General features: G+C 72.1%; 20 protein-coding genes and 2 pseudogenes. 6 read left to right on the top strand and 16 right to left on the bottom strand.

The genetic code is table 11. The features are described from left to right. Positions 1–56: 56 nt before the first annotated feature. The gene (locus ABEA24_RS44930; RefSeq protein ID WP_345440436.1) at positions 57–413 is read right to left on the bottom strand and encodes a hypothetical protein; all 357 of its coding nucleotides are present in this window, start codon (positions 411–413) and stop codon (positions 57–59) included. 125 nt (positions 414–538) lie between these two features. Between ABEA24_RS44930 and ABEA24_RS53855 the strand changes: the two are divergent. From ABEA24_RS53855 to ABEA24_RS44920, 3 genes and pseudogenes are all read left to right on the top strand, one after another. Then, positions 539–1,309: pseudogene (locus ABEA24_RS53855) on the top strand (serine/threonine-protein kinase); the annotation flags it as partial. Positions 1,310–1,653: 344 nt separating this feature from the next. Then, positions 1,654–1,743, top strand: a pseudogene (locus ABEA24_RS53850) (hypothetical protein); the annotation flags it as partial. Between the two features lie 96 nt (positions 1,744–1,839). Continuing rightward, positions 1,840–2,046, top strand: coding sequence for a WD40 repeat domain-containing protein (locus tag ABEA24_RS44920; protein ID WP_345440430.1), 207 nt, complete (start codon positions 1,840–1,842; stop codon positions 2,044–2,046). Positions 2,047–2,068: 22 nt separating this feature from the next. Here ABEA24_RS44920 and ABEA24_RS44915 read toward each other — a convergent pair whose 3' ends face one another. After that, a complete protein-coding gene (locus tag ABEA24_RS44915; protein WP_345440428.1) occupies positions 2,069–2,749 on the bottom strand; it encodes a TetR/AcrR family transcriptional regulator in 681 nt (226 codons plus the stop codon). Positions 2,750–2,985: 236 nt separating this feature from the next. On the opposite strand from ABEA24_RS44915, the gene ABEA24_RS44910 reads away from it, so the two are divergent. Next, positions 2,986–3,681 carry a hypothetical protein gene (locus tag ABEA24_RS44910; protein ID WP_345440425.1) on the top strand — a complete coding sequence of 232 codons (696 nt, stop codon included), beginning with the start codon at positions 2,986–2,988 and terminating at the stop codon, positions 3,679–3,681. Between the two features lie 214 nt (positions 3,682–3,895). Next, a complete protein-coding gene (locus ABEA24_RS44905) occupies positions 3,896–4,810 on the top strand; it encodes an alpha/beta fold hydrolase (protein WP_345440422.1) in 915 nt (304 codons plus the stop codon). On the opposite strand, the gene ABEA24_RS44900 is transcribed toward ABEA24_RS44905, so the two are convergent. Beyond that, positions 4,799–5,674: a sigma-70 family RNA polymerase sigma factor gene (locus ABEA24_RS44900; protein WP_345440419.1), complete on the bottom strand. Its 876-nt coding sequence runs from the start codon at positions 5,672–5,674 to the stop codon at positions 4,799–4,801. The genes ABEA24_RS44905 and ABEA24_RS44900 overlap by 12 nt on opposite strands. 71 nt (positions 5,675–5,745) lie before the next feature. Here ABEA24_RS44900 and ABEA24_RS44895 point away from each other — a divergent pair, with 71 nt between their 5' ends. Further along, positions 5,746–6,816, top strand: a complete 1,071-nt coding sequence (locus ABEA24_RS44895; RefSeq protein ID WP_345440416.1) for an oxidoreductase — start codon at positions 5,746–5,748, stop codon at positions 6,814–6,816. Positions 6,817–6,827: 11 nt separating this feature from the next. On the opposite strand, the gene ABEA24_RS44890 is transcribed toward ABEA24_RS44895, so the two are convergent. The 13 genes from ABEA24_RS44890 to ABEA24_RS44830 all read right to left on the bottom strand — a co-directional run bounded on the left by ABEA24_RS44890 (position 6,828) and on the right by ABEA24_RS44830 (position 26,617). Beyond that, positions 6,828–7,253: a flavin-dependent monooxygenase gene (locus tag ABEA24_RS44890; RefSeq protein ID WP_345440413.1), complete on the bottom strand. Its 426-nt coding sequence runs from the start codon at positions 7,251–7,253 to the stop codon at positions 6,828–6,830. 333 nt (positions 7,254–7,586) lie between these two features. Then, positions 7,587–8,003, bottom strand: a complete 417-nt coding sequence (locus tag ABEA24_RS44885) for a peptidase inhibitor family I36 protein (protein ID WP_345440410.1) — start codon at positions 8,001–8,003, stop codon at positions 7,587–7,589. A 140-nt stretch (positions 8,004–8,143) separates the two neighbouring features. Further along, positions 8,144–12,211, bottom strand: a complete 4,068-nt coding sequence (locus tag ABEA24_RS44880; protein WP_345440407.1) for an alpha-(1->3)-arabinofuranosyltransferase domain-containing protein — start codon at positions 12,209–12,211, stop codon at positions 8,144–8,146. Between the two features lie 83 nt (positions 12,212–12,294). Further along, positions 12,295–13,458 carry a glycosyltransferase family 4 protein gene (locus ABEA24_RS44875; RefSeq protein ID WP_345440404.1) on the bottom strand — a complete coding sequence of 388 codons (1,164 nt, stop codon included), beginning with the start codon at positions 13,456–13,458 and terminating at the stop codon, positions 12,295–12,297. Continuing rightward, positions 13,455–14,228, bottom strand: coding sequence for a glycosyltransferase (locus ABEA24_RS44870; protein ID WP_345440401.1), 774 nt, complete (start codon positions 14,226–14,228; stop codon positions 13,455–13,457). The genes ABEA24_RS44875 and ABEA24_RS44870 overlap by 4 nt, the downstream gene beginning before the upstream one ends. Before the next feature lie 3 nt (positions 14,229–14,231). Then, positions 14,232–14,363 (bottom strand): hypothetical protein, encoded by a 132-nt coding sequence (locus ABEA24_RS44865; protein WP_345440398.1) that lies wholly within the window; start codon positions 14,361–14,363, stop codon positions 14,232–14,234. Continuing rightward, positions 14,363–16,393 carry an MmpA family trehalose lipid delivery protein gene (locus ABEA24_RS44860; RefSeq protein ID WP_345440395.1) on the bottom strand — a complete coding sequence of 677 codons (2,031 nt, stop codon included), beginning with the start codon at positions 16,391–16,393 and terminating at the stop codon, positions 14,363–14,365. Before ABEA24_RS44860 ends, ABEA24_RS44865 begins: the two co-directional genes overlap by 1 nt. Before the next feature lie 75 nt (positions 16,394–16,468). Then, positions 16,469–17,515, bottom strand: a complete 1,047-nt coding sequence (locus ABEA24_RS44855) for a YVTN family beta-propeller repeat protein (RefSeq protein WP_345440392.1) — start codon at positions 17,513–17,515, stop codon at positions 16,469–16,471. 24 nt (positions 17,516–17,539) lie between these two features. Beyond that, positions 17,540–18,862: a Dyp-type peroxidase gene (locus ABEA24_RS44850; RefSeq protein WP_345440389.1), complete on the bottom strand. Its 1,323-nt coding sequence runs from the start codon at positions 18,860–18,862 to the stop codon at positions 17,540–17,542. A 130-nt stretch (positions 18,863–18,992) separates the two neighbouring features. Further along, positions 18,993–21,419, bottom strand: a complete 2,427-nt coding sequence (locus ABEA24_RS44845) for an acyl-CoA dehydrogenase family protein (RefSeq protein WP_345440386.1) — start codon at positions 21,417–21,419, stop codon at positions 18,993–18,995. Positions 21,420–21,444: 25 nt separating this feature from the next. Then, a complete protein-coding gene (locus ABEA24_RS44840) occupies positions 21,445–23,643 on the bottom strand; it encodes an acyl-CoA dehydrogenase family protein (RefSeq protein ID WP_345440383.1) in 2,199 nt (732 codons plus the stop codon). A 109-nt stretch (positions 23,644–23,752) separates the two neighbouring features. Beyond that, the gene (locus tag ABEA24_RS44835) at positions 23,753–25,732 is read right to left on the bottom strand and encodes a hypothetical protein (protein WP_345440380.1); all 1,980 of its coding nucleotides are present in this window, start codon (positions 25,730–25,732) and stop codon (positions 23,753–23,755) included. Between the two features lie 102 nt (positions 25,733–25,834). Next, positions 25,835–26,617, bottom strand: a complete 783-nt coding sequence (locus ABEA24_RS44830; protein WP_345440377.1) for an EI24 domain-containing protein — start codon at positions 26,615–26,617, stop codon at positions 25,835–25,837. Positions 26,618–26,662: the final 45 nt, after the last annotated feature.

Raw genomic sequence — 26,662 nt, 5'->3', positions numbered from 1 at the left:
ACGGTTGCCGCGACGGCGGTCCGGAGGCCGCGAGCCGGTCGACGACGTCGGCCCTGCTATGCCCACGTGTCCGGCTCACCCGGCCGCAAGCCGGGGAACAGCATCTGGAACTCCCGCACGATGCTCCGTGCGTCCAACCAGGCGTCATACACAGCCGCCAGGCGCGGCCCGCCGTTGCCCGCCATGATTTGGTCGCGGTACACGTGCAGTTCCGAGTCGGGCATCCTGCCCACCCAGCCGACGTACTCGAGCAGCGTCATCCCCCGGCCACGAGCGTCCTCGGTGAGGATGGCTCGCTGGTGGTCCTCGAGATAGTCGACCCGCTCCGGGTGGACCCTCCAGCGAATGAGGGTGCTGCCATCGGACGACTCCTCGACGGTCCAGCCATTGTTGTCGTTGCGCCGCATGGTCATGGTCAGAACCCCTCCAGCGTGGCTCGTAGGTGCCCCGATGGGCATTCATCTCCCAGGTTGTTTCCTGGCAGAATCCAGGCCAGTCTGACAGACATTGATGTTCTTTTCAGATTGGGCGCTTTCCCATGGATCCTCTGCAGGTTGGCGATCCGCGGCAGGTAGGGGCGTATCGGCTGCTGGGGCGGCTGGGCGGTGGCGGGATGGGGCAGGTTTACCTGGGCCGCTCTCGCGGAGGCCGCCTGGTCGCGGTGAAGCTCGTACGCCCTGAACTGGCGAGCGATGCGCATTTCCGCCGCAGGTTCGCCCAGGAGGGCGCCGCGGCCCGCAGGGTCGGCGGCTTCTACACCGCCCCGGTGGTCGATGCCGATCCCGACGCCGATCCGCCGTGGCTGGTCACCGCCTTCATCTCCGGCCCATCGCTCCAAGAAGCCGTCGACGTACACGGGCCGCTACCGGCTCAGGCGGTCGGTGTCCTGGGGGCGGGGCTGGCGGAGGGACTGACCGCGATCCACGGCGTGGGCCTGGTGCATCGAGATCTCAAGCCCGGCAACATCATCCTCGCCGCCGACGGCCCCCGCGTCATCGACTTCGGCATCGCCCGCGCGCTGGACGCCACCCACGCCTCGACCACCGTGCTCGGAACTCCCGGGTTCATGTCCCCCGAGCAGGCGAGTGGACGCCAGGCGGGGCCGCCCAGTGACGTGTTCGCGCTGGGATCGGTGCTCACGTTCGCCGCGACGGGGCACGGCCCGTTCGGTACGGGTTCGGCCGAAGCGGTCGTGTACCGGGTCGTCCACCACGACCCCGACCTGACCGGCCTCCCCGCCCACCTGACCGGATTGATCAGCGCCTGCCTGGCCAAGGACCCGGAGGAACGACCCTGCCTCACCGAGATCCTGGACCGGCTCGCGGTTCCCACCGGGCCGACCGGCACATGGCTCCCACCCGGCGTCACCTCGATGATCAGTGAGCGCGAGCGGGAACTCTCGTACGAGGCCCGGGGACAGGACACCGGGGCGCTGACCACGAAGTCCGACGTTCGGCAGCGGCGCCCGAGCCGCCGCGACTTCATGGTGGCCGGGCTGGGCGCCGCCGCCGTCGCCGCGGTCGCGGCCGTTCCGGCGACGTCGCTGCTGCGCTCCGCGGGCGCGGGCGGGCACCCGACTCCCACGCCGGACGCGACCGGTCGCTCCCTCCGCCCGGGAACCCCCGTGACGCTCCTCGACGCCGGCAACATGCGATCGGTGACGTTCAGCCCGGACGGCAGAACCATGCCACCCTGGCCCATACCAACTCCGACCTGCACTCCCTGGCGTTCAGCCACGACGGGAAGACGCTGGCGAACGTCCGCAACGACGGGAAGATCACGCTGTGGAACGTCACGGCCCGTACGAGCACATTCGACCTCACCGGGCCGGGATCCGGCGTGACCTGCATCGCGTCCGGCCCGGGCGGCATCCTGGCGGGCGGTTTCAGCGACGGCACCGTCACGCTGTGGGACGTCACCGGCCGTAAGAGCATCACCGTTCTCAACACCGGCACCGACGCCAAAATCAACTGCGTCGCCTTCAGCCCGGACGGCAGGACCGTCGCCGCCGGGGGCAGGAACCTGACGATGTGGACGATCAGCTAGAAGTCACCGGCGGCTCGCCGGATCATGATGATCCCGGTCGACCGTCCTGTGGTCCGAAGGCACCGGCCCGCCAGAGGGTACGGACGTGGTCGATCACCGGGGGCCCGATGGCGCGCAGGCCCTCGAGGTCGTTGTCGGCGACCGCCTTCGTCACCAGGGTGCTGGTCGCCGCGACGACCATCTGGCAGGCGAACCGGCCCGCCTCATCGGTGACCCCCATCAGGTCGGCGAACGAGGCGGTGATGGCGGCCTGCAACTCGCTCCGACGCCCCATGGCCTCAGACCCGGCGGCGTACACCTCGATCAGGAACAGCCGCGTGTAGGCCGGCTCGATGGCGAGCGCTTCGAGGTAGGCGGTGAACGCCATCTCGAACCTCTGCAGCGGATCGCCGGCCATCGCCGGACCGGGCACGCCGTGCTCGTCGGCGCCGACCATCTCCAGCAACCGCTGTATCAGCAGGTCGCCCGCCGTGTCGAAGGCGGCCATGAAACAGTCCAGCTTCGACTCGAACACCTGGTAGAAGCTCTGCCGCGAAACCCCCGAACGCTGGAGTACGTCGGCGACGGAGGTGGCCACGTACCCCTTCTCGGCCATCACCTCCGCCATCGCCGCGCACAGCCGCGATCGCTGGATGCGCTCTACCTCCTCCCGCGAGAGCGCGTAACGCCCCCGGGGCAACCGACGCTGTGATGACTCCGACACGCGTTCACCATAGATCGCCCGCGAGGGCCACGGCGCCAGAGGGCCGCCGCGTCGAGCCATCAACTCGGGTTTTCGCCGTCGTCCCACGCCCGCTCGCCTGCACCCCAGTAGGATCCGATCTCTGGCGATATAGCGCGCCTCTCACCTTTAGAAGATCAGCGAGAAAAATGGCGGATCTGGCCGACTCTGAAATCGCGTACCTGCATCAGGAAAGGTGCGTCATCAAGGTTCGCAGTGTGGACGACCTACGGGCGGAGGCTCTGGAGGCCGTAGCGGACGGCGCGGCATCGGCGGCCTACCGGTCCATCCACGGCGACCTCATCACGGCGACAGAGGAGATATTCCGGCTACTCGACACGCTTCTTGAAAAGCGGCTGCCGGAAGCGTTCACACCGCTCGAAGAGCGCGAACATTGGGAAGACGACGATGAAGAAGCCGGGCCCCTTCCGGCCGGGCCCGGACCGTACGGGTCGGGCGTGCGGGCCCTGGGATCCGCCGGCGAGCGGATCACTCTGATCTCTGACGGGAATCTCGACCTTCCCCGCGCGGCGTTCGGGCACGAGGACGACGACCCGGACGACGACGCGCCGCATCGTCGAGAGCCCTGGCAGGAGGTGACCGGTGCCTCTGACCTCCTGCGGACCTGGCTGATCGGTCGGATGCGCTGGACGATGAACGATGGCGACTACAGCGAGTCTCCGCAGACCGAGCACGAGCGAACCCGGCTTTCCGCCACACAGGCCGACCGGGTGGCGCTGGCCGACCGGCTCCTCACCGCGTTCCCGCCCGAACGAAGCCGGTACTTCGTCGGCGCACACGCCGGTTGGGATCTTTGGTCCGAGGACTACCTGTCCCGCGACGAGGTGATCGCGTTCGCCTCCGACGAGCACGTGGCGATTCTCTGGCTCGCCCTGTACCGCTACTACGGCTGACCTGCGCCCGGGCCCCGACGTGGGCGGTTTGCCGAAATGGCAACAGGATTCGCGGCGGCCGCACCGTACAGCGGACGATCGATGCGAGAGGCGCCGACCGTGGTTCGCACTCGGCGCACCGATTCAAGATCTTGGGGGATTGATGTCGCAGTCCGCTCCTGCCGCAACGGCCACGCATCGTCTGGTCTCGTCTCCTGCCGGCCGTATCCACCTGGTGGAGCAGGGCTCCGGGCCGCTGGTGCTGCTGGTCCACGGGTTCCCTGAGTCGTGGTACTCCTGGCGCCACCAGCTGCCGGTGCTGGCCGCGGCCGGCTACCGGGCCGTCGCCGTCGATGTTCGTGGCTACGGCCGCTCCTCCAAGCCCGCGGACGTGGCCGCGTACCGGATGCTGGAACTGGTCGAGGACAGCGCCGCCGTGGTGCACGCCCTGGGCGAGCGGACAGCGGTGATCGTGGGCCACGACTGGGGTGCGACCATCGCCGCGAACTCCGCTCTCATCAGGCCCGACGTCTTCCGCGCGGTGGGGCTGCTGAGCGTGCCGTACGCCCCGCGCGGCGGGCCGCTGCCCAGTGAGGTGTTCGCGCGGATGGGCGGAGAGCAGGAGTTCTACGTCAGCTACTTTCAGACGCCCGGCCGGGCCGAGGCCGAGATCGAACCCGACGTCCGCGGCTGGCTCTCCGGCTTCTACGCGGCCCTGTCCGCCGACACCATGCCGCCCACCGACGCCCCGGACCCGCACTTCGTCTCCACGGGCGGGACGCTGCGCGACCGGTTCCCCGCCGGTCGGCTGCCCGCCTGGCTCAGCGAGGACGACCTCGATGTCTACGCCGCGGAATTCGAGCGGACGGGTCTGAGCGGGGCGCTGAACCGCTACCGGAACATGGACCGGGACTGGAAGGACCTCGCCGACCTCGACGGCGCCCCCATCACCCAGCCGTCCCTGTTCGTCGGCGGCGCGCTGGACGCCTCCACCACCTGGATGGCCGACGCCATCGCGGCATACCCCACCACCCTGCCGGGCCTGGTCTCCTCGCACATCCTCGACGGCTGCGGCCACTGGATCCAGCAGGAGCGCCCCACGGAGGTCAACGAGATCCTGACCAACTGGCTCTCCTCCCTACCCACCTGAGAGGAGCGCGAGGTCGAGGCGCTTCAGGCGTGCCGGGTCGGCGATGATGTCGTACTCCATGACGCGGTCCCCCGCCGTCGTGACGGCGAGGGCGAGGAGGAGCCGGCCGTGCGGGGCGATCACGACGCCGACCCGCCCGTCGACCAGGGCCGGCTCCGCGTACTTCGCGCGGCGGCCGAAGACGAGCGTCTCGCGCGCCACCGTGTCCGCGCCCCGGGCGACCGTCTCCCGGCCCGGTGTCAGCACCATGGGGTCGGCTCGCCGTACGACGTCCGGGGCCAGGACGGCGAGCAGGGCGTGCAGGTCGCCGCTTCGGGCGGCGGCGAGGAAGGCCTCGACGACGCGCCGCTGCCGGCCGAGTTCCGCGTCCGGGACCGTGTCGGCGCCGCGTACCCGCTGCCGGGCCCGGCTGGCGAGTTTCTTGGCCGCGACCGGGGTGCGCTCGACGATGGGGGCGATCTGGTCGAACGGTATGGCGAACAGGTCGTGCAGCACGAAGGCGACGCGTTCGGCGGGCGGGAGCCGGTCCAGTACGACGAGCATCGCGCGGCCGACCGAGTCGATGAGGACCGCCTCGTGCTCCGGGTCGTCCTCCCCCGCCAGGGCGGAGGCCTGCCACCCGAGCGGGTCCTCCCGGCGTGACGTGCGCGTGCGCAGCATGTCGAGGCAGAGCCGGGACACCACCGTACGGAGCCAGGCCTCCAGGTTGTCGATGCCGTCGAGGTCGGTGCGGCTGAGCCGGAGCCACGCCTCCTGGACCGCGTCGTCCGCCTCGCTCAGGGAGCCCAGCATCCGGTAGGCCACCGCGCGCAGCTGCTCGCGATGTGCCTCGAACCGCTCGGCCGGCCCGTCATGCTCGTCCATCGGTCACCTTTCACCCTCGCGCTCCGTCTGTCTCGTGCCACCGATCAGCGAACGATGAGGGAGAAAGGTCAATGATCCGACAGGAGCAGCGTAGCGAGTGGGACGGGGACCGGGCGTTGCTGCGGCCGGTGACCCTCGGAGACCTCCGGCTGCCGAACCGGGTGGTCATGGCGCCGGTGACACGGTGCCGCGCGACCAACGATGACCTGGCGCCGACGGACCTGCACGCCGCGTACTACGGACAGCGGGCCGGTGCCGGTCTGATCATCGCCGAGGGCACCTGGACGAGCGAGCGCACGATCGGCTTCTATCCGAACGTCCCCGGCGTCTACAGCGAGCGGCAGGTCGCCGCGTGGAGCCGCGTCACGCACGTCGTGCACGCCCTGGGCGGTCGCATCGTCCTTCAGCTCTGGCATGCCGGCGACCCGCGGTCCGACCGGGAGATGACCGTCGCGGACATCGAGCGAACGATCGCGGATTTCGGCGCCGCGTCCGAGAACGCGCGCCGGGCCGGGTTCGACGGCGTCGAGATCGCCGCCAACGGCACACACCTGATCGCACGGTTCCTCAACCCGCGGCTGAACCGGCGGGCTGACGGACACGGCACCCGTCGCGACCGCCTGCTCTTCGAGATCGTCGAGGCGGCGGCCGCCGCCTGGGAGGGACGGCGCCTCGGCGTACGGCTGTCGCCGTACTGGACGATCGACGACGAGCCCTCCGCCGACCGGCGGGGCGGCGACTACCCGTGGAACGCCGACGAACGGACGCTCGCGGACTACGACGCCCTCGTGGCCGAGTTGAACGAACGCCCGCTCGCGTACCTGCACCTTCGCGGTCCGGCTCCCCGCGGTCCCGTCCCCGACGTCGACGCGTTCGCCCGGTACCGCAAGCTGTTCGACGGGCCGCTGATCGCCAACCACGGCTTCGACGGGGAGACGGGTGACGCGATCGTCGAGGCGGGGATCGCCGACGCGGTGTCCTTCGCCCGGCTCTTCATCGCCAACCCCGACCTGGTCGGCCGGTTCGCCCTGGGCCACGAGACGGCCGGCAGCGATCCGGACACCCACTACTCCGGCGGGGCACGCGGCTACGTCGACTATCCGACCTGGCCGTTGGGTGTGTCGGCGATGCGCTCGATGTAGGGCCACGGAGGTTACTCGGCGGGCGTGGAAAGGCGGTTGCTGTAGCGGGCGAGCATGGCGGCCTGGGAGCCGTCCCCGGCGGGCATGAGACCGCACGCGCCCTCTCGTCCCGTGATCATGAGACTGCGGTTCGAGTGGGTGATGTCGATGTCGATGGGGCTGAGGCCCTGCCATGTGCCGAAGGCCGCCGGCTGGACGGCGTCGTCGCCCCACAGGCAGCGTCGTACCGCGGAGTGGTGGCCGTCGGCTCCGATGAGGAGATCTCCGATGTCGGTGGATCCGTCGGTGAAGGTCACCGTGGCCCGGTCGTCGTCCTGGGTGACGCTCTGGCAGCCCTTTCCGTGGCGGATGAGGTCGTCGGGGAGGCCGTCGGCCAGGCGTTCCATGAGGGCGCGGCGGGGGATCGTCCTGGTCTGGAAGCCGTACCAGGCGCGCACTTCGGGCTGGAACAGGTCCCATTGCTGCTGGACATGTTCGCCCGCGTCGGCGAGGCGTACCGATCGGCCACCCGGGAACTACGCGCCGACGCGCCCTGAACCGGTGCCCGTCCGCGGCCGGCCGGCCAGAGCCACGAGGAGACGTGCGGCGATCACCAGGCAGAGAGGATCACCAGGAAGTTCAGGCCGAGCAGGACGGCGGGCACGTCCGTCGAGGAGGCCGTGGACCGGCTCGATCAGGAGGCCCGCGTCCGCTGGAGCACCTGGGCCGACCCCGAGTGGATCGGCTTCACCGTCCGGGCGTTCTTCGCCGCCGCCTGACGGCTACCACTCCTATCGAGGGCAATCGAAAACGATCTGAGAAGCCTTATCGTTGAACCCGTTGTTTTTAAAGGTCTTGTCAACGGAGTGGGCTTTTGCGATATATTTTTTAGTCCCATAATAGGGAGTGTCATCAAGCCAGACGTTACACCGCGTGCCATTCCTCATGGAGCTTGCCGCGTTGTTGGCCGAGCGCTTCGTGTTCTTCCAGCGCTTCCCGGGAAGACCGATGGTCTTGAAGCCGCTGGTCGGCGGCGTGGCACAGAACTGCCCGCCCCCGAAGTCGCCGTTCTCGTAGATGCAGAAGTAGGTGGCCGCCGCGTGAACGGCGCCAGCGGCATTCGATGCGTCGGCATGGGCGGCAGGGGCGCTCGACAGGCATAGACCGACGAGCCCTGCGACCAGCGCGCCGGTGACCGTCTTCTTCATGAGCCTCCTTTTATCGGTTTGATCATTTCTCGAGGAACAATACAGCACATCAGTAACGAACCTATCGCTGACCGTATAAATAGGACTCAGGGCCCAATCCGACTGCCCCGAAATTGGGCCCCAAGCCCCTGTCGGCCGATCTACCCCCGACCTGAACCAGGGGCGGCCAGGCGGTCGGCAAGCGCCGCGACGAGGCGGGCGACTATGAGCAGGCAGAGCAGCTGAGGCAGAGTCTCGGCGAAGAAGTGTGCCCCGGTGTTCTGCGCCGCCTGGAGTCGGAAACCGACGATCAGGGACACCGTCGCGGTGAGCATGGCCGCCGCCGGGAGCCATGGAACGGCCGCGCGTGCGCGCCACCTGCCGGGCGCCACGGCGAACACCATCGCGGCGACCGCCGCCAGGGCCAGTGCGGCGACGCCTCCGATCCAGTATCCGAGGCCGGCGGCCGCTCCGATCGTCAGGACCACGGCCAAGGCTCTCCTCGGGCGTCGTTCGCGCACGACCGGCTCGACCTCCTGTCGGGAGCGGGCCGGCCACAGCGCGGCGATCACCAGGATCACCAGGAAGTTCAGGCCGAGCAGGACGGCGGCCTGATAGGGGCGGTCGGGCGCGTACGACAGGCGGACGGCGCCGGCCGTGCCCGCCGGGAGCGCCCACGCCTGCCGCCAGCCGTCGACGCGCACCGGGCGCAGCGTCCGGCCGCCGATCGTCGCCCGCCAACCGGCGTTGAAGTTCTCGTTGACGACGAGGTACGAGGCGCGCTGCGCCGAGACCTCGACCTGCCGGTGCTCGGACGTCCACCGCGTCACGGTCACGTCCGAGGATTCGCGGGCCGGGGCGGTACCGTCGTCGGCCGGGTTCAGCGCCGCGGAGTCGACGCGGAAGGCGTCGAACGGAACCTGGGCCAGCCGGTCGTCCCCGGCCTTGAGCGTGACCGTACGGCAGGCCTGGAACCGGATGGAACGGCCCTGCAGGAGGTCCGCGTACGTCGCCGTCGCGCGCGTCGGAACGTCGGCGCCGTTCAACCGCAGCCTCGGGCCGAAGCCGCACGGTATGGAGACGCGGGCGCCGGGGAACGTCTGGAACGGCTTCACTCCGGGCACGGTCACGTCCGTCACCTGCGGCAGGCCGGAGAAGCGCAGCGTCAGGCGGCTCGTGCGCATGGGCTTGAACGAGAGGCGGCCGGTGTCGTCGAGCGGGACCTCGCGCCACTGGCCGTCGTCCCCTTCCAGGCGGACCTGGGTGAGGAAGGCCGCGCCCGCCGGACGCCGTACGGTGATCTGCCCGACCTGGATCTTGCGGCCCCACGACAGCGACAGCCAGGGGGCGCGGTCCCCGGTCGCGGATACCCACGTGGTCGCCGGGTCGGCGTCGAACGCGGCGCGCGGCAGCGTCGCGGGCTCCTGGGTCAGCGTCGAACTCGCCGTGACCTTCAGGCGGGGATCGGTGGTGGTGTAGCGCTGGATCAGGCCCGGGTCGGTGAGGGCCGCCGTTCCGGTCAGCCTGGCGGTGCCCGTACGGGCGGCGGTGAGGACGCGGTCGAAGCCTGGCTCCTCGTCCCGGCGTTCGAAGAAGGGGGAGCAGACCCAGCGGATCGAGCCCTGCATGCAGGCGGGCAATCCGCCCGGCGCCCGGGACATCACCACGGTGGCGCCCGCCGGGACGGCGGGCAGGCGGTACTCGCGGGCCGCGTGGACGCCGTCGACGTGCAGTTCGGAGACCCCGACGCGGGCGGCTGCGGGTACGGCGGGCCGCGCGGTGAGCGAGAGGACGCGGATCCGCAGCCAGCGGGTGGTCCCGGCGGGCACGGTGAGGGGCTGGGCGGCGGAGGTACGGGCGAGGTGCTGGACGGTCCGGCCGGTCTCGGTCTCCACGGCGATCTCGTCCGGCGGCGGGCCGAGCCGGTCGTCCTGGGCGAACGTCGCCGTGACGTTCCGGGGCGTCAGCGGGTGGTCGAAGTCGACGCGCAGCCACTGGCCGACGGGGCCGGTCCAGCCGCCGCTCTCCCACCGCGTCCGCGGGTCGCCGTCCAGGGCGGCGTACGGGAGGGCGCCGGGCTGGTCGAGTTCGGCCGGTGAGGTGACGTCGGACGCGGAGGCGGAGGCCGTGACGTCCTTGACGCCGGTGTAGGCGGCGACCGTCGAGTAGCGGTCCCAGCCGGGTTCGAGGATGTCCCGCCGGGTGGCGGGCACGTTCGCCCGCTCGGCGGTGGTCAGGGTCGGCGAGGTGTGGCCGCGCAACTCCCCGAAGTCGCGTTCGACCCGGCGCAGGGAGTCGGCGACGACGGGTCTGCCGGTGGCCGCCGGGTCGTCGTCGCCGAACAGGACGGGCTGGTCTTTCAGGAGGCCGTCGTCGGCCATCGTGAGCAGGGCCTCCGGCGAGCCGTACAGCCGCAGCGCCCGGTCGGCGTCGAGCAGGCCGACGGCGTCGTCCGCGCCCTCCACCTCGTAGATCTCGACGGGCGCGTAGGGCTGGTCCGGGGAGCCCACCGCGTCGTCGGGCAGGGTCGAGCCGGCAGGCACGCCGCCGAACCAGGCCACGCGCCGGATGCCGGGCGAGGCGTCCAGGGCCTGGTGGACGCGGGCGGGCCACGCGCCGCGCAGGTCGTCGCGGCGCAGATCGTTGCGGACGAGGAGGTACCGGACGCCCATCCGGGCCAGGACCTCGGTCAGTCCCGCGGAGCCCTGGCCACTGGTGATCCGCTGATCGATCGCGTCCATCATCCGGGTGAAGCCCGAGGACCCGGCGGGAACGAGCTGCCGCTCTCCCCAGCGGACGTTCAGCAGCGGCTGGGTGATCTCGTCCATGGGGCGTCCCCACAGGTACTCGCCGAAGCGCGCGCCGGGGACGGCCATGACGCCCTGGTCGCCGGCGCGGCCGTTCAGCCAGTCGGCGGCGTCGCGCCAGTACTGCGGGACCTTCGGGAAGGCGCCGTCGGCGGTCAGGCCGGTGCTCAGCGCGGACAGCATCACCCCGGCCAGGCCGGCCGCCGTCGCGACGGCCGCCCAGGGCCGCCGGGACGGGCGCGGAGCGGACAGCAGGTGCGCGATGCCCAGGGCGAGCGGGAGCCGTACCAGGCCGTCGAACTTGTAGAGGTTGCGGAACGGGGCGAGCGGCCCGTCGATCAGGTCCCGTACGGCGGGGGCGAGCGGACCCGCGTGCCCGGCGACCATGACGGTCACGCCGGTCAGCAGGGTGAGGATGAGGAAGGTCCGCTCGGGAAGCCGGGCGCGGACGAGACCGGCGAGCCCGAGGGCTGCGACGAGGCCCGTGCACAGGACGGGGGCCGTCTGCGTCGCGAAGGCGTGCCCGAGCGGCCACCAGGCGCGTCCGTCGACCACGAGGAAGTTCACCCAGCGTTCCGCGCCGCGCAGGACGTCGGCCGGGCCGGTCGTCGCGGTCGTCGTCGCGGCCTTCTCGGTGTAGAGCAGCCAGGAGTAGGCGTACCGGCCGAGGAGGAGGAGCGGCACGGACCACCAGGCGGTCGCGCAGCCGACCGCGACCGCCCACCAGGCGAGGATGCGCAGCCGAGGGGCTCCGATTCTTCGGGTGAGCACGTACAGGGCCGGGACGACGAGCACCGCGAGCGTGGCGGCGCCGTTGATGCCGCCGCAGCAGGCGACGGCCAGGCCGGACCGCGCCGCCGCGCGCACCCGCCCGCCACCGCGGGCGGCGCCGACCAGGGGCACCACCATCCACGGCAGCATGGCGAGGGGCAGGTACTCGGAGGAGTTGATGCCGAGAGAGGCCAGGCCGTGCGGGCCGAGCGCGTACGCGAGCGCGCCGACCAGCCGCGTGGCCGGCGTGCCGACGCCCAGGCGTTCGGCGAGCCGGCGGGCGCCGAGGAAGGCCGTGCACAGGAGCGTCGCCAGCCACAGGCGCTGGGTGATCCAGGGCGGCATCCCGGCAAGGTGGCCCAGCACGTAGAACGGGCCCATCGGGAACAGATAGCCCGACACCTGGTTCTGCAACTGCCCGAACTGCTCGATGTCCCACAGGTGCAGCGCCCGCCCGAGGAAACCGAGCGGATTCAGCGCCATGTCGATCTTGGTGTCGGGGACGATCAGGCCCGGCCGCGTCGCCGTCGCGAGCAGCGTCAGGAGCGCGCAGCACAGAAAGGTCCGCAGACGCTCGCGGAGCCGCTCATCGACGCCGTCCGGCCGGTCGGCCGCGCCGGGCAGCGCCTCCGTCTCGGTCAACGCGGCCACGGAAACGCCTCCGTCCGGGTCAACGCCGCCATGGGAACGCCTCCGTCCGGATCAATGGGGCCACGGGAACGCCTCGATCCGGGTCAACGCGGCCATGGGAACGACCGGTCCTGCAGGCCGTGCGCCGTCCCGCGCCGGACGGCGGCGTCGAGCAGCGCCGCCATCCGTTCGGCGCTGCGGGCCCAGGCGAACTCCGCGGCCCAGGACCGGCACGCGGCGGCCGTCTCGCGGCGCCGCTCCGGGACGCTCAGCTCCTTCAGCGCTCGCTCGACGACGTCCGCCAGTTCCTCGCCCTCGGGCACGAGCCAGCCGGTCACACCGTCGACGACGGCATCGCGCAGCCCGTCGACGTCGTACGCGACGGTCGGCACGCCGAAGGCCGCCGCCTCGGCGACGCTGAGTCCCCAGCCCTCTCCCTGCGAGGCGCTGAGGTGGAGCCTGGCCCGTGCGACGAGCGTGTCCTTCTCCTCCTCTGGCAGGTAGCCGTGCAGGACCACCAGGTCCTCCAGGCCGCGCGCCGCGACCCGGGCCCGCAGCGCGGCCTCCTGCGGCCCACGCCCGATGACGTGCACCCGGACGCGGAGCCGTTCGGCGACGTCGAGCAGCCGGCCGACGCGCTTGTGCGGGACGAGCCTGCTCACGCACGCGAGCTCCGGCTCGCCGTCCGTCTCCCCAAGGCCAGGAGCCGCGTCCGCGAGCGTGACGCCGTTCGGGACGAGGTATACCGGTCCGGTCCAGGACAGGCGCTCCCGCATGGCGGTCACCGTCGACGGGGAGACCGCGACGCAGGCGTGCCGCCGGTACGCGCGGCGGGCCACCGGGCCTTCGAGGAACCGGCCGATGCGTGCCAGCCACGCCGGGAAGTAGAGGTGGAACTGGTCGGCGTGGACGTGGTGCACGACGCACAGGACCGGTACGCGGCGCGGCAGCGCCAAGGGGGTGAAGAACGGGATGCCGTTCTGGCAGTCGAGCACGGCGTCGAACGCCCGTCGGTGGAGCAGCATCCACGCCAGGACCAGCGGATAGACGGTGAACCGGCCGCCCAGGCGTACGACCTCGACGTCCTCGATCCGCTCCCGCCGGGCCTGGCCGGGCGCGCGCCCGGTGACGAACCGCACCCGGGTCCCCCGCGCGGCGAGCCACCGGGCCATCTCCCAGGCGTACCGTTCGGCCCCGCCGGCCTCCGGGTGCCAGGGGTCGCGCCAGTTGACGATCGCGAGCGCTCGCAGTTCCCTCCCTGCGCTCATCCGGCCCGCAGTTCGTCGGCGACGGCGCGGGCCCGCTGCGGTGTCACCGAACGCCGGGCCTCGGTGCGGATGCGGATCAGGTCGCGCAGGCAGACGGCCGCGTGCCGCCGGACGGAGAAGGTCGAGCCGGGCACGTCGTGCCACCGGACGGGGATCTCGACGACCTCGGCACCCCGGCGGCGGCAGTGCAGCAGCAGTTCGACGTCGAAGGCGAATCCGGGTGTGCGCAGGTCGGCGGCGGCGGCTCGAGCCAGCGGTCCGGTGAAGAACTTGAACCCGCACTGCGTGTCGGTCACACCTCCGGCGAGGTCGCGAACGAGCCGGTTGAACGTGAGGGCGCCCAGACGGCGGAGCGGACGCCCGTACGCCTCGACGACCGAGGCGGGGTGGCGGCGTGCGCCGATGACGACCCGGTGCCCGGCCCGGAGGAGGGCGACGGCCTCGTCGAGGGCGTCCAGGCCGGTGGCCATGTCGGCGTCGCAGAAGCCGACGTACGGGGCGGCGGTGGCCAGGAGACCGGCGCGGACCGCCGCGCCCTTGCCGGGTGTGGGGCACCGTACGAGGCGTACCGGCACCGGCCCGGACCAGCGTTCGGCGATGTCCGCGGTGGCGTCGGTGCTGGCGCTGTCGACGACGATGATCGAGCCGCTCAGCGGCAGTCCGGCGAGCTTGGCCGACAGCACCGTGAGGCCGTGCGGGAGCCGACCGGCCTCGTCGCGCGCGGGGATGACGACGTCCAGCGCCTCAGCGCGCGAGCCCTCCGGGCGCACCGGTCACCGGGTGCCGTAGTTGTAGAGCGGCTTGACGACCGGGTCCTGCTGGGCGGTCGTGACGACGCGCACGATGCCGAACGAGGTCAGGAGGGCCAGCACGATTCCGGCCAGGGTGGCGACGGCGATCCGCATCATGGCTCCTTCGGCAATGATCGTGCGACGAGGCTACCGACCGGTAGCCGCATTGACCAGAGAACACCCGCAAAAGTAATGAACCACGCAATTTCCACAGGCCACTGCGGCCCGCGAGACTCCCGGCTCGTGGTCGCGCCCGGGATGCGGTAGAGCACCAGGTCAGGCCCTGCGACGACACGCTCGGCACCAGGCAGGCGGTCCGCCCGGATGCCGTCGGGCGCGTCCGGCGCGTCGGTCGATGCGTCGGGTGACGTCGGGGCGTCGGTCGCGTCCGGCGCGTCGACGGCGACGTACCGGACGCCCCGGGAACGCAGCGCGGCGGTGAGCGGTGCGCCCGACCGGATCAGCGGGTCCAGCGCCCGCGCGCGCCGGTCCTCCACCGCCATGCGCAGGTCGCGCCCGCCCGTCCCCACCCGTACGGCGTCGTTGACGATGACCCGGCCGGGCAGGAAGCGCGGCAACGGGTCGAGCACCCGCCGCCCGCCGTTCCAGGCGTAGCTCCGGTACGCCTCCCAGGGCAGGACGAGCACGTCGCCGGGAGCGGCCCGTACGGCGGCCCGCGCCCGCACCCAGTCGGCGGGATAGCGCACCGCGTGCAGCCGCCCGCCCGCACCCCAGGCAAGTCCCGGCAGCAACACGACGGGTGCCAGCAGGGCCAGGACCGCGAGCTCGGGACGACCGGCATCGCCGCTCCGGGGGAAACGCCACCAGGCCGAAGCCCCCGGCCGAGCTGCCGTTCGGTCGTGTTCGGTGACCTGCCGAGGGTTGTCGGGGTCATGGCTCCGACAACCCTCGGCGATCACCGACCCCGTCTGGCGGGCATCCGCGTCAGGGGTGCCGATTCCGCGGCCACGGCTGAGAGCGTCGACGGCAGTCCCCATCCCGACGGCGACGACGAGGGCCAGCGGCGCGATGAACTGCTGGCCGTCCCGCAGCACCGCGAACCCGGACCACAGGCCGATCGCGCCGCGCAGCACGCCGGGCGCGACGGCCCCGAGGGCGGCGACGACCAGGCCGGCGAGCGCGGCCGTCCCCAGCCCACGCACCCCTGCCGCCCGTCCGTCGCACGCGGCCGCCCCCAACCCGCGCACCCCCGCCGCCCCGCCGTCGCACGCGGCCGCCCGTCCGTCGCACGCGGCCGCCCCCAACCCGCGCACCCCCGCCGCCCCGCCGTCGCACGCGGCCGCCCCCAGCCCACGCACCCCCGCCGCTTGGCCAGCGCGCGCGTACACGACCAGGGCGAGCACGACGAGGCACAGCCAGAGGACGGCCGTGACGGCGGCGCCGTACCCGGGCGGCACGGTCTCGGCGTTCCACGTGCCGCCGAGGAGGAGCAGGCTGCCGAGCGCGCCGAACGGCGTGTCCGCGCGGGCCGCGAACGCCGCGACCCCGGCCGGGTCCGCCGGGACACCGGAGAACCGCAGCAGGGACGGTACGAGCCACGGCAGGCTCATCACGACCAGCACGGCGAGCGGCCAGAGGATCGATCTCCGGCGGAGCGACACCACCAGAACGACCAGGCCGGAGACGGCCATCGCGGCGAAGCCGCCGATCGCCGCCGGTACCAGGGCGAGGACCAGCCGCCGGGGATCGCCGCGCGCGGCGGCCCGGACGACCCAGGGCAGCGCCGCGTACCCCAGGAGCAGCGCCCACTGGCCGAGCAGCAGGCGTTCGGCGACGAACGGGTTCCAGGCGTAGACGACGCCCCCCGCCAGCCGGGCCGTGAGCCGCTCGGACGGGACCAGGGCCGCCGCGGACACACAGGCGATGACGAAGATCGCCAGCAGGATCGCCTTCTGGACGAGGTCGGCGGGCGCGAAGTGGGCCAGGGCCGTCACAACGGCGTCGCTGGGCACGTGCCGCGGCAGCATCCCGGTCAGCCCGAACGTCTCCCGGTCGAACACCGGACGCGGCACGAACACCATGTCGTACGCCAGGACGAACCCCGGCGCGAGCGCGGGACCGAGCGCCGCCGCTCCCAGGACGAGTCCGGTCGCGGCGGCCACGACCGTCTGGCGGCGGGACACCCCCCAAGTGTCCCGGTCCGGGGCGGTTCTCCGAACCAGGTCGCCGAATGTGATCTTTGCGGTGCCGGGAACGCGTCATGTCGTCGCGATGCCGTAGGGGCTGTTGCCGACGGTGACGGTAGCGGTGATCTTCAGAGTGCTCGGGCTGATGACGGTGAGGGTGCCGGCTCCCTGGTCGGCGACGTAGATCGCGCTGCGGGTGGCCGCGATGCGGAACGGGTCGGTTCCCGCGGGCCCCAGGTTGACCGTTCGTGAGATGTGGTGGGTCCGGGTGTTGATCTCGACCACATTGCCCGGGCCGAGAACGGCGGCGTACGCGGCCCGGCCGTCCGGTGCGAGTGCCACGTCGAACGGGCCGGCTCCGGTCGGGACGGTCGTGGTGATCTTGCCGGTACGGGAGGACACGACCGAGACGCTCGCGTTCACCTCGTTGGCGACATAGACCGAGTCCTTGTCCGGGGCGACGGCGACGGCCACCGGGTAGCGGCCCGCGGAAAGGGTGCGGATGACCCGATCGGTGCGGGGGTCGATGACCGAAAGATTCGCCGACCCTTGGTTGGCGACGTAAACGGCGGTGCCGTCGCCCGTGACGGCCAGGTCGACCGGAGAGACGCCGACCGGGATGGTCGCGGTGACCCGCGCGGCCCGAGTGTCGACGACCGACACGCTGTCCGAGCCGCCGTTGGCCACATAGAGCCGCCCGCCGTCCGGGCTCAGCGCGAGGCCCGTCGGGTCCTTGCCGACGGGAACGCTACCGGTGATGTTGTTGTTCGCGGTGCTGAGCACCGATACCCGACCTGATCCGCTGTCGGCGATGTAGACGTGGGCGTGGTCCGGGCCGGCCACGACGCCTTCGGGTCCGGCCCCGGCCGGCACCGTGGCGGTGACCTTGTTCGTCCGGGCATCGATCACCGACAGCGTGTCGTCGGCCTGGTTGGTGACATAGACGCGCCCGGCCGCCGGCGCCGGCGCGGCCATGGCGGGTGCCGGGCCCGCCGGCGCGCGGATGTCGGACACGGGGCGTACGGACTGGCCGGTGCCGCACACGGTGAGCAGGCCGGTCGCCAGCAGCGCTCCGGCGCCGGCGCCCAGTGCCGGCCGTTTCCTGCGGCGAGGATGCATCGTGACTCCTGTGCGCGGTGACGGTCAGGTCAGCAGCCCACGGGCGTAATAGTCCCGGCGATCGCGTACGCCGGGCAGGACGAAGAAGTAGCCGCCGCCTCGGGGGGTGATGTAGGGCACCAGCAGTTCGTCTTCCAGCCGGGTCTGCATGGCGATGTAGGTGTTGAGATGGCGCTGGAAACAGCAGAACGCGTGTCCGACGTCGGGGCCCCCGCCGACCTCGGGGCTGTGCTGGTATTCGTAGCTGCGGCGCAGGATTGTGCTGGTCGAGGCGGTCTGGGGCGTTTGGGGGTTGGCGAGCCGGATGTGGGAGTTCAGCGGTGTGATCAGCCCCTTCGGGTCGTTGGTGTAAATGGGGTCGAGGGTGTCGGGGGCGTTGGGGTCCAGGGCGTACATCGGCGCTCCGCTGACCTTGCGGCGGCCGAAGATCCGCTCCTGCTGGGCGAGCGGGACCGCTTGCCACTTTTCAACATCGAAACGGACGATGCGCACCGCCTGGTAGGTGCCGCCCGCCGCCCACGCGGGTTCCTCGGAGTGCGGCTGCACCCACACCCACTGGTTCATTTCATCGGCGCTCGTGGGATCGGGGTTGGCGATGCCGTCCTTGAAACCGAAGAAGTCCCGCGAGACACCGACCGGGCGCGGCGGGCTGTGCATACCGTTGATGCTCCAGCGCGGCCGCATCACGCCCTTGGTGTGGAAGATGATCTGCAGCAGCGCATGGATCGCCGTGTCGCGGCTCCCGGCGCACAACTGGAGCAGCAGGTCGCCGTTGGACAGCGCGGGGTCGAGGTCGTCGTGGCGAAAAGGCGCCATCGTGACCAGTTCGACGGGCTTGCGCGCGGCCAGCCCGTATCGGCCGTCGAAGAGGCCGGCGCCGACACCGACGGTGATCGTCAAGGCGCCGGCGGGAATCCGCGGGCCCATGACGCCGTCGTCCGGCTGCGGTGAGCCCGGTGGCGCGGTCGGCGCCTTGCCGCCCGCGGTGAGGAAAGCCGCCTGCGCGGTCAGCGTGCGGAACAGGTCGGTGAGCTCGCTGCGGTCGGCAGCGGTGACGTCGAAGGCGACGAAGTTGCCGGCCGCCTGCCGGGTGTCGGGCGGCGGGACGGTGATGCCCGCCTGATGCTCACCATAGAACGGGACGGCGCCGTCATTGCCCGGCTCCCCGGCATACGCCGGTGCGCTCTCCTGCTTCCCGCCGGGAGGCGGGCTGGGACCGCTCCCGGCCGTGGTGGCGGCAATGCCCGTGGCGGCCATCCCCTGGAGGAAGGACCGTCGGCCGAGATCCGCCGGGCAACCCCCGCTGCCCCAGCCGCCATCCGGCGCCGGTGGCTCGTGCCCCGCCATACCTGACCTCCAGAAGCACTCCTTCGAAGCGGTTCTGGCGATACGTCAATCCTCACTCCGCGCCTGGTCGCGGGTAAACCCTCCGACAGTAGATCTCACCGACCGCAGGATCCCCGACCGGGACAACGCCCTAATGTCCCGGTTCGGGGTCCCGGGGCAGCCCGAGGAGGCGTTCGGCGATGACGTTGAGGTTGACCTCGGTGGTGCCTCCGCCGATGGTCATGGCCCGGGAGGCCAGCAGCAGCCTGGTCCACTCCGCGCGCGGCCCCGCACCGGTCGGCCCGGTCAGCGCGCCGTCGTCGTCCAGCAGCCCGAAGCCGTACTCGGTGACCCGCTGGCCGTGCTCCATGCCGACGAGTTTGCTGACGTTCGCGGTCGCGCCGACGTCGACGCCGGACAGCCGCTTGAGAGTGGCGCGCAGGCCCAGCAGCGCGAACACGTGCGCGTCGGCGACCAGCTCGCCGAGGCCGTCGCGGACGACCGGGTCGTCGGTGAGGCCGAGGTCGCCGATCAGGTCCAGCAGCCGGGGCAGGTCCGCGCCGAGCTGCCAGCCGGTCGACAGGTTGACGCGTTCGGCGGTGAGCGTCACCCGCGCGACCTGCCAGCCGGCGTTGACCGTACCGACGACGAGGGAGTCGGGCACGAACACCTCGTCCAGGAACACCTCGTTGAAGACCTCCGCGCCGGTGAGGTCCTTCAGCGGCCGCACCTCGACGCCCGGAGACGCCATGTCGACCAGGAAGTAGGTGATGCCCTCCCGCTTGGGCGCCCCCGGGTCGGTGCGGGCGACGCAGATCCCCCACTGGGCGTACTGGGCGAGGGAGGTCCAGATCTTCTGCCCCGACAGCCGCCAGCCGCCGTCAACTCGCTCGGCGCGGGTGCGCAGGCCGGCCAGGTCCGAGCCCGCTCCCGGCTCGCTGAACAGCTGGCACCACACGATCTCGCCCCGCAGTGTCGCGGGCAGGAAACGCTCCTGCTGCTCGGGCGTGCCGTACGCGGCCAGCGATGGCACGACCCACGCGCCGATGCCCAGCTGCGGCCCCTGGATCGAGGCGGCCCGCAGCTCCTGGTGGATGACGACCTGTTCGAGCGGGGAGGCGGCCCGGCCCCATGGGCGTGGCAGGTGCGGCTGTACCCAGCCGCCGGCGGCCAGTTTCGCGACGCGCTCCCGTTCGCCGAGGGCGGCCAGTTCGGCCACGTGCGCCCGGATCTCCCGCCGGAGCGGCTCGGCCTCGGGCGGCAGGTCGAGCTCGCGCTCCCGGGTCTTCCCCGCGACGGCGAGCCCGGCGATCGACGCCCGCCACCGCGCCGCGCGGCCCAGGACGGCCCGCAGCGCCAGCGCGCGCCGGTAGTACAGGTGGGCGTCGTGCTCGAAGGTGTACCCGATGCCGCCGTGCACCTGGATGCAGTCCTCGGCGCAGGCGACGGCCGCGTCCGGGGCGACGAGGGCGGCGACCTCGGTCGCGTACGGGACCTGCTCTCCGGCGGCGACGGCCTGTTTCTCTCCCCCATGGCTTCGCCCCGCCACCCCCTGCTTCTCACCCCCATGGCTTCGCCCCGCCGCCCCCTGCGCGGCGTCCCACACGGCGGCGCGGGCCTTCTCCAGCTCGATCAGCATCCGGGCGCACTTGTGCTTCACGCCCTGGAACTGCCCGATCGGGCGGCCGAACTGCTCACGCGACCGGGCGTACGACGCCGCCGCCTCGACCGCCCACCCGGCCACCCCGCACGCCTCGGCGCCGAGCACCACCGCGGCGAGGGCCAGGACGCCCGGCCGGGTCAGGCCCGTCAGCCTCCGGTTCGCCGGCACCGTCACGCCGCCGGCGGTGACGCGCGCCATCCCGCAGACCACGTCGACGGCGCTCAGCTCCTCGATGCCGCCTAGCCCCCGCCGGTCCAGCACCACCCATTCCTCAGTGCCACCGACGGCGACCGGGGCGACGATGAGGTCCACGGCGAGCCCGCCGGCGACCGGACCGGCGTCGCCGTCCACCACCAGGGCATCGCCGGCACGTCGGCCCGTCAACCCGGCCGCCAGGCACACCGCGCCGGTCGTCGTGCCTTCGGCGAGGTCGCGCAGCAGTTCCTCGTGTGCCTCGGGCGCGTCGGCCGCGGCGATGACCGCGCTCGTCAGGACCGTCGGAACGTACGGCCCCGGTGCCAGCGCCCGTCCCATCTCCTCGACGGCCACCGCGAGCTCCAGCAGCGAGAAGCCCTGCCCGCCGTACTCCTCCGGCAGGTGCAGGCCGAGCAGCCCCTGCGCGGCCAGCTCCGGCCAGAAGCCGGGCCGCGACGCGCGTACGGCCTGTTTGCCACCCCCGTGGCTTCGCCCCACCGCCCCCGGTTCTCCATCCCCGCGGCTTCGCCCTACCGCCCCCTGCTTTTCACGCCCGTGGCTTCGCCCCACCGCCCCCTGCTTTTCACCCCCGTGGCTTCGCCCCACCGCCCCCTCGTCCGCCACGGCGGCCCGCACGACCGTACGGGGCACGTGCCGCGTGGTGAAGCGGCGTACGGTGGCGGCCAGCTCCTCGTGTTCCTCGGTCAGTCCGATCCCCATGCGCCGCTCCCCCGTCGTCCCGTACCTACTTGCCGGGCTCCGGGTCGCGGGGCAGGCCGAGCAGGCGTTCGGCGATGACGTTCAGCTGGACCTCGGTGGTGCCACCGTAGATGGTCATCGACCGGCTGAACAGCATGTAGCGGGCCCAGATGTTGGTGGCCTGGCCCGGTTCCTCCTCCGCGGCGACCGCGCCCTGCGCCTCCCAGATGAAGTCGGCGACCTCCTGGTTGTACTGCACGCCGAGCAGCTTGCGGACGCTCGCCTCGGCGCCCGGCTCGGCCCCGGAGATCTGCTTCAGCGTGAGGCGCAGGCCGAGCAGGTCGATGGCCTGGCCCTGGCACAGCAGCCCGCCGAGGTCGGCGAGGGCGACCGGGTCGAGGTCCTTGCCCTGGAAGAAGCCCAGCAGCTCCTTGGTCCCCGCACCGAGGCCCTGCCCGCTGGACAGCTGGACCCGCTCGTTGCTGAGGGTGTTGCGGGCGACCTTCCAGCCCTGCCCGACCACGCCGACGACCTGGTCGTCGGGCACGAACACCCCGTCGAGGAACACCTCGTTGAACATCGCGTCGCCGGTCAGCTCCCGCAGCGGCCGTACGTCGACGCCCTCGGCCTTCATGTCGACGACGAAGTACGTGATGCCGTCGTGCTTCTTCGGCTCGACCGAGGTACGGGCGACGCAGATCGCCCACTCGGCGCGCTGGGCGATGGACGTCCAGATCTTCTGCCCGGTGAGCCGCCACCCGCCCTCAACGCGCTCGGCCCGCATCTGCAGCGAGGCGAGGTCGGAGCCCGCGCCGGGCTCGCTGAACAGCTGGCACCACACCAGCTCACCGCGCAGCGTCGGCGCGAGCCACCGCTCCTGCTGCTCCGGTGTGCCGTACGTCACCAGGGACGGCACCACCCACGCACCGATGCCGAGCTGCGGGCCCTTGACCTTCGCGGCGCGCAGCTCCTGCAGGATGAGCACCTGCTCCATCGGGGACGCGGCCTTGCCCCACGGGCGGGGCAGGTGCGGGAACACCCAGCCCTCGTCGCCCATCGTCGCGTGCCGCTCCCGGTCGTCGGTGATCGCGGCGAGCTGCCCGACCTCCGTACGGATGCGGTTGCGCAGCGGCTCGGTGTCCTCGTCCAGCTCGACCTCGACCGCGCGGCGCACGCCGTCGAGCGCCAGCCGCGCGACCGAACCGGCCCATTCCTTGCCCGGGCCGAGCAGCGCCCGCAGCGTCGAGGCACGGCGCAGGTAGAGGTGGGCCTCGTGCTCCCACGTGAAGCCGATGCCGCCGAGCACCTGGATGCAGTCGCGGGCACAGCGCAGGGCGGCGTCGGGCGCGACGGCGGCGGCGACGCCGGCCGCGAAGGCGGACTCGTCCGCGGCGTCGTCGGAGGCGCGGGCGGCGTCCCAGACGGCGGCGCGGGCCTTCTCCAGCTCGATCAGCATCCGGGCGCACTTGTGCTTGACGCCCTGGAACTGCCCGATCGGACGGCCGAACTGCACGCGCACCTTGGCGTACTCCGCGGCTGTGGTCACGCACCAGTCGGCGAGACCTGCGGCCTCGGCGCCGAGGAGCAGCGCGGCCAGGTCGAGGACCTCCGGGCCGGTGAGGCCGGTCAGGATCCGGTCGGCCGGGACGGTGACGCCGTCGGCGGACACGCGGGCGACGCGGCGGGTACGGTCCAGGCTCTTGACCGGCGTGACGGTGAGCCGGGCGGCGTCGACGGCCACCCACTCCTCGCCGTCGTCAGTGGCGACCGGGAGCACGATGACGTCGGCGAGCCCCGCGCCCAGCACCGGCTCGGCCGTACCGCTGATCGTCAAGCCGCCGTCCGCGTGGTGGCCGGTGAGACCGCCCGCCAGGGACAGGGCGCCGATCAGCGAGCCGTCGGCCAGGCCCGGGAGCAGTTCGGCGTGGGCCTTGGCCGCCTGCTCGGCGCGCAGCAGCGCGGCACTGGCCAGCACCGTCGGCAGGAAGGGGCCGGGGACGACGGCCCGGCCGAGCTCCTCCAGCGCGACGGCGAGCTCCAGCAGGCCCGCGCCCTGCCCGCCGTACTCCTCGGGCACGTGGAGGCCGAGGAGGCCCTGGTCTGCCAGGCCGGACCAGAAGGCGGGGCGGGCCTCCTCCTTCGCGTCGAGCGTCGCGCGTACGACGTCCACGGGCGCGTTGCGCTCCGCCCAACCACGCACCGCGTCGGCGAGCGCCTCGTGCTCCTCGGTCAGCCCGATGGCCATGTCCCCACCTCATTCGCAACGTCCTGTTGCGGCCTACCTTAGATCGCCACAGACGCCGAGTGGAATGGGATTCGGTATATGATCCGAGCCTCGAGAACCGAGGCCCGGATCACGTCACCTTGATCGAGCGCATCACGAAGTTCACGTCCGGCCACAGCTTCTTGTCGGTGTTCGGCACCGTCATGAGCACCACCCCGGGCACCTTCTTGCCCGTGTCCACGAGGGCGACCGTGAAGATCTCCCCCGTGGCCTTCACGCCCGGCCGGTGGAACGTCAGGTAGTAGCCGACCAGCCATCCCTTGTGGCCGTCGGCCTCGAGCGGCTGGGAGGCCAGCACCTTCTTCTTGTGCTTGTAGCCGTACATCCGCGCCTCGTAGGTGGCGGCCACCCGCGTCGCGGCGCTTTGCTCCGTCCCCGGTCCGTCATAGGCGTTCTTGTCGGCGCCGCCCAGCTGCGCGCTCAGCAGCCGGCCCCAGCGCTTCGGCTGGTTTCCGGCCTTCTCGGTCACCGCGAACTGACCGGCGCTGAACCCGAGCTCGGCCATGGCGCTCTTCTGCGTCTGCATCTGCCAGGGCTTGCCGAGCTTCGGGTACGAAAGCCCGGAGCGCGGGTCGGTGATGTGCCCCACCGGCTTGGTGTGGTCGCCCTTGAACTGCGCGAGCGCCTTCTCCGGCTCCGGGTTCGCCGACTGCCCGCCCTTCGGCGACGTCTTCGCCGGACGGCTCGGGACGGCGGAGTGAGCGGTGGAGTCCGAACCCCCGTGCGCCTTGATGAAGTACGCGCCCGCCGCCGCGACCACGCCGACGACGAGGACGCCCAGCCCGGCGAACAGCCGCCCCTTCGTCCGGCCCTCCTCCTCGAAGTCGTCGCTCGGCGGAGCGGTCAGACCCCCGCCACCGCCGGTGGCGGCGTTCCCCTCCTCGCGCATCCAGTCCGGCAGCCGCAGGTTGCCGCTGCTCGGTTTGCCGGGCTGCGGCGGCGGCCCGGAGGGCGCCACCATCTTGTCCCACATCTGCGGGTGGTCGTCCTGCGCGAAGAAGTCGTTCTCCGCGGCCTGGTCCTCGGCCGACACGCGACGGTCCGCCGGAGGCGGCGGGGCCGCCGGCTCACCGGCGAACGTCCCGCCCGGAGCGCGGGACGGCTGCGGCACGGGCGCATCGTCGTACGCCTCCGGGCCGTTCGGCGCGGCCCCGCCGGAGGTGCCCTCCCCCGGCGCGAGCAGCGACTCGAAGCCGAACCCCTGAGGCCCGGCGTCCGTGCCGGGACTCGCAATCTCCGGAGATCCGGCGACCATGTCCCGCCCCGGGTGGGACGGCCCGGTGCCGAACGACGGGTCCGACACCTCGTACCCGTACGCGGCGTCGCGCGCGTCGTACGGATCGACGAGCGGGGCCTCCGAGCCGAACGGCGGCGTCGAGCCGGAGGGCTCGGACCCGTTCCGAGCGGACCCCGCGACGTCGGAGGAGAACTCCGTCGTCGAGGGGCGGCCGAACGAACTCGACGGCGTCTCCTCCGGCGGCGTCACCGACTCGAACGCCATGGTCGGCTCGACGTACGGCTCAGGGTCGGCGGACGCCTCGGCCCCGAACGAGCCGGCGGAAGGGAACGACGGACCCGGCTCGGACGCGCCCGCGCCGTATCCGGCGGACGAACCGAACCTCGCGGACTCCCCGGCCGAACCGAACGCACCCGGCTCAGAGGCCGAACCGAACCCGCCCGGCTCCAGGGACTGGCCGAACCCGCCGGACTCCGCAGCCGGACCGAACCCGTTCGGCTCACCCGGTTCGGCGGACGTCGACGGGCCGGTGGCCGGCTCGCGCGGCGGGTCGGCGGGCTCGAACGGCGCGCGCTCACGGTGCCCCGTCTCCCGGGGCTCCGGCGGCGTCGAGACACTGGGGAACCCGCCGGTCGGCGCGTCCTCATCCGCAGGCCAGGAACCGGGCTGACCGCTCACGGAAGGAAAACCCGTGGGCGCGGCGTCTTGTCCGCTGACCGCGGGAAGCGGGCCTGTCGGCTCATCCGGTTCGGAGTACGGGCCGTTGTGGCTGCTCGCCGGGCGCCACTGCCCGGCGCTCCCCTGATCAGACATGCCGCACAGGTTACGTGAAGATCAACAATTCTCGCTTCGACCGGTAATTACGCTACGGCCACAGCTTGTTAGCCATGGCATGGCGGGAACGTGACATCTCCCTCACGCGGCATTCTCGGTCAAAGCCCCCCGATCCGGCGGAACCGCCGGTCGGGCCAGTCTTTCGCGCGCGAGCAGGGTACCGCCCGCCACCGCTCCGGGCATGGTCAACACGGCGCCGAGCGGGATGAGGAACACCACAAAGACCGTGACGCCGAACCCCACGACCAGCCACTTGTCGCGGCGCAGGAGCGCGAAACGCTGCCGCCGCCGTATGCCGCGCCGCTCCAGCGCGATGGACGTCAACTCGAACGTGAGGAAATAGCCCGACACGAACGCCGCGACGACGGGGACGACGGTCTGCCCGATCGCCGGCACGAAGCCCAGAGCGAAGAACAGCACCGCGAACAGCGCGGTCACCGTCCCGACGATGATCGCGTCGGCGATGGCGCGCGCGAGTTGCCGCAGCAGCGGGACCCGCGCCTCGAGAGGAAGCCCGCCCGCGCTCTCCTCCACGCGCCCGGAGAGGCTCTCGTAGAAGGGATCGCCGACGATCAGGGTGACGGCCGTGAACGTGACGACCGCGATCATGACCGCCGCCCCGAAGACGAGAACGGCGATCAGCCCGCGGGTGGCGTCCCGGAGGCCCTTCGACCAGTGGTCCGCGAACGGGCTCATGGCCTTCGCCACGTCCCAGTCGTAGCGCGCCAGGACCACCAGGGCGACGACGTAGCCGACAAGGACGATGAGGGCCGGGATCAGACCGAAAAGCCACTGCCCGGGCCGCCGCGCGACCCACCCCATCCCCCGCAGGAAATACCGGACTCCGTCCACCAAATCTCGCACGCGCCCACATTAGAGGCCGATCATGGTGCGACGTCGCGGAACTCA

Origin of the sequence: Actinoallomurus vinaceus, from assembly GCF_039542055.1 — a bacterium.
Taxonomy (GTDB): Bacteria; Actinomycetota; Actinomycetes; order Streptosporangiales; family Streptosporangiaceae; genus Actinoallomurus; species Actinoallomurus vinaceus.
The sequence above is the reverse complement of the archived record's forward strand: the minus strand, read 5'-3'. Positions and strand labels throughout refer to the sequence as shown.

What these genes read in the sequence shown, in the direction of transcription:
- ABEA24_RS44930 (WP_345440436.1), bottom strand. Translation starts at nt 413, where the DNA reads ATGACCATGCGGCGCAACGACAACAATGGCTGGACCGTCGAGGAGTCG.
- ABEA24_RS44900 (WP_345440419.1), bottom strand. Translation starts at nt 5,674, where the DNA reads ATGGACGAGCATGACGGGCCGGCCGAGCGGTTCGAGGCACATCGCGAG.
- ABEA24_RS44895 (WP_345440416.1), top strand. Translation starts at nt 5,746, where the DNA reads ATGATCCGACAGGAGCAGCGTAGCGAGTGGGACGGGGACCGGGCGTTG.
- ABEA24_RS44885 (WP_345440410.1), bottom strand. Translation starts at nt 8,003, where the DNA reads ATGAAGAAGACGGTCACCGGCGCGCTGGTCGCAGGGCTCGTCGGTCTA.
- ABEA24_RS44875 (WP_345440404.1), bottom strand. Translation starts at nt 13,458, where the DNA reads ATGAGCGCAGGGAGGGAACTGCGAGCGCTCGCGATCGTCAACTGGCGC.
- ABEA24_RS44865 (WP_345440398.1), bottom strand. Translation starts at nt 14,363, where the DNA reads ATGCGGATCGCCGTCGCCACCCTGGCCGGAATCGTGCTGGCCCTCCTG.
- ABEA24_RS44855 (WP_345440392.1), bottom strand. Translation starts at nt 17,515, where the DNA reads ATGCATCCTCGCCGCAGGAAACGGCCGGCACTGGGCGCCGGCGCCGGA.
- ABEA24_RS44850 (WP_345440389.1), bottom strand. Translation starts at nt 18,862, where the DNA reads ATGGCGGGGCACGAGCCACCGGCGCCGGATGGCGGCTGGGGCAGCGGG.
- ABEA24_RS44845 (WP_345440386.1), bottom strand. Translation starts at nt 21,419, where the DNA reads ATGGGGATCGGACTGACCGAGGAACACGAGGAGCTGGCCGCCACCGTA.
- ABEA24_RS44840 (WP_345440383.1), bottom strand. Translation starts at nt 23,643, where the DNA reads ATGGCCATCGGGCTGACCGAGGAGCACGAGGCGCTCGCCGACGCGGTG.
- ABEA24_RS44835 (WP_345440380.1), bottom strand. Translation starts at nt 25,732, where the DNA reads ATGTCTGATCAGGGGAGCGCCGGGCAGTGGCGCCCGGCGAGCAGCCAC.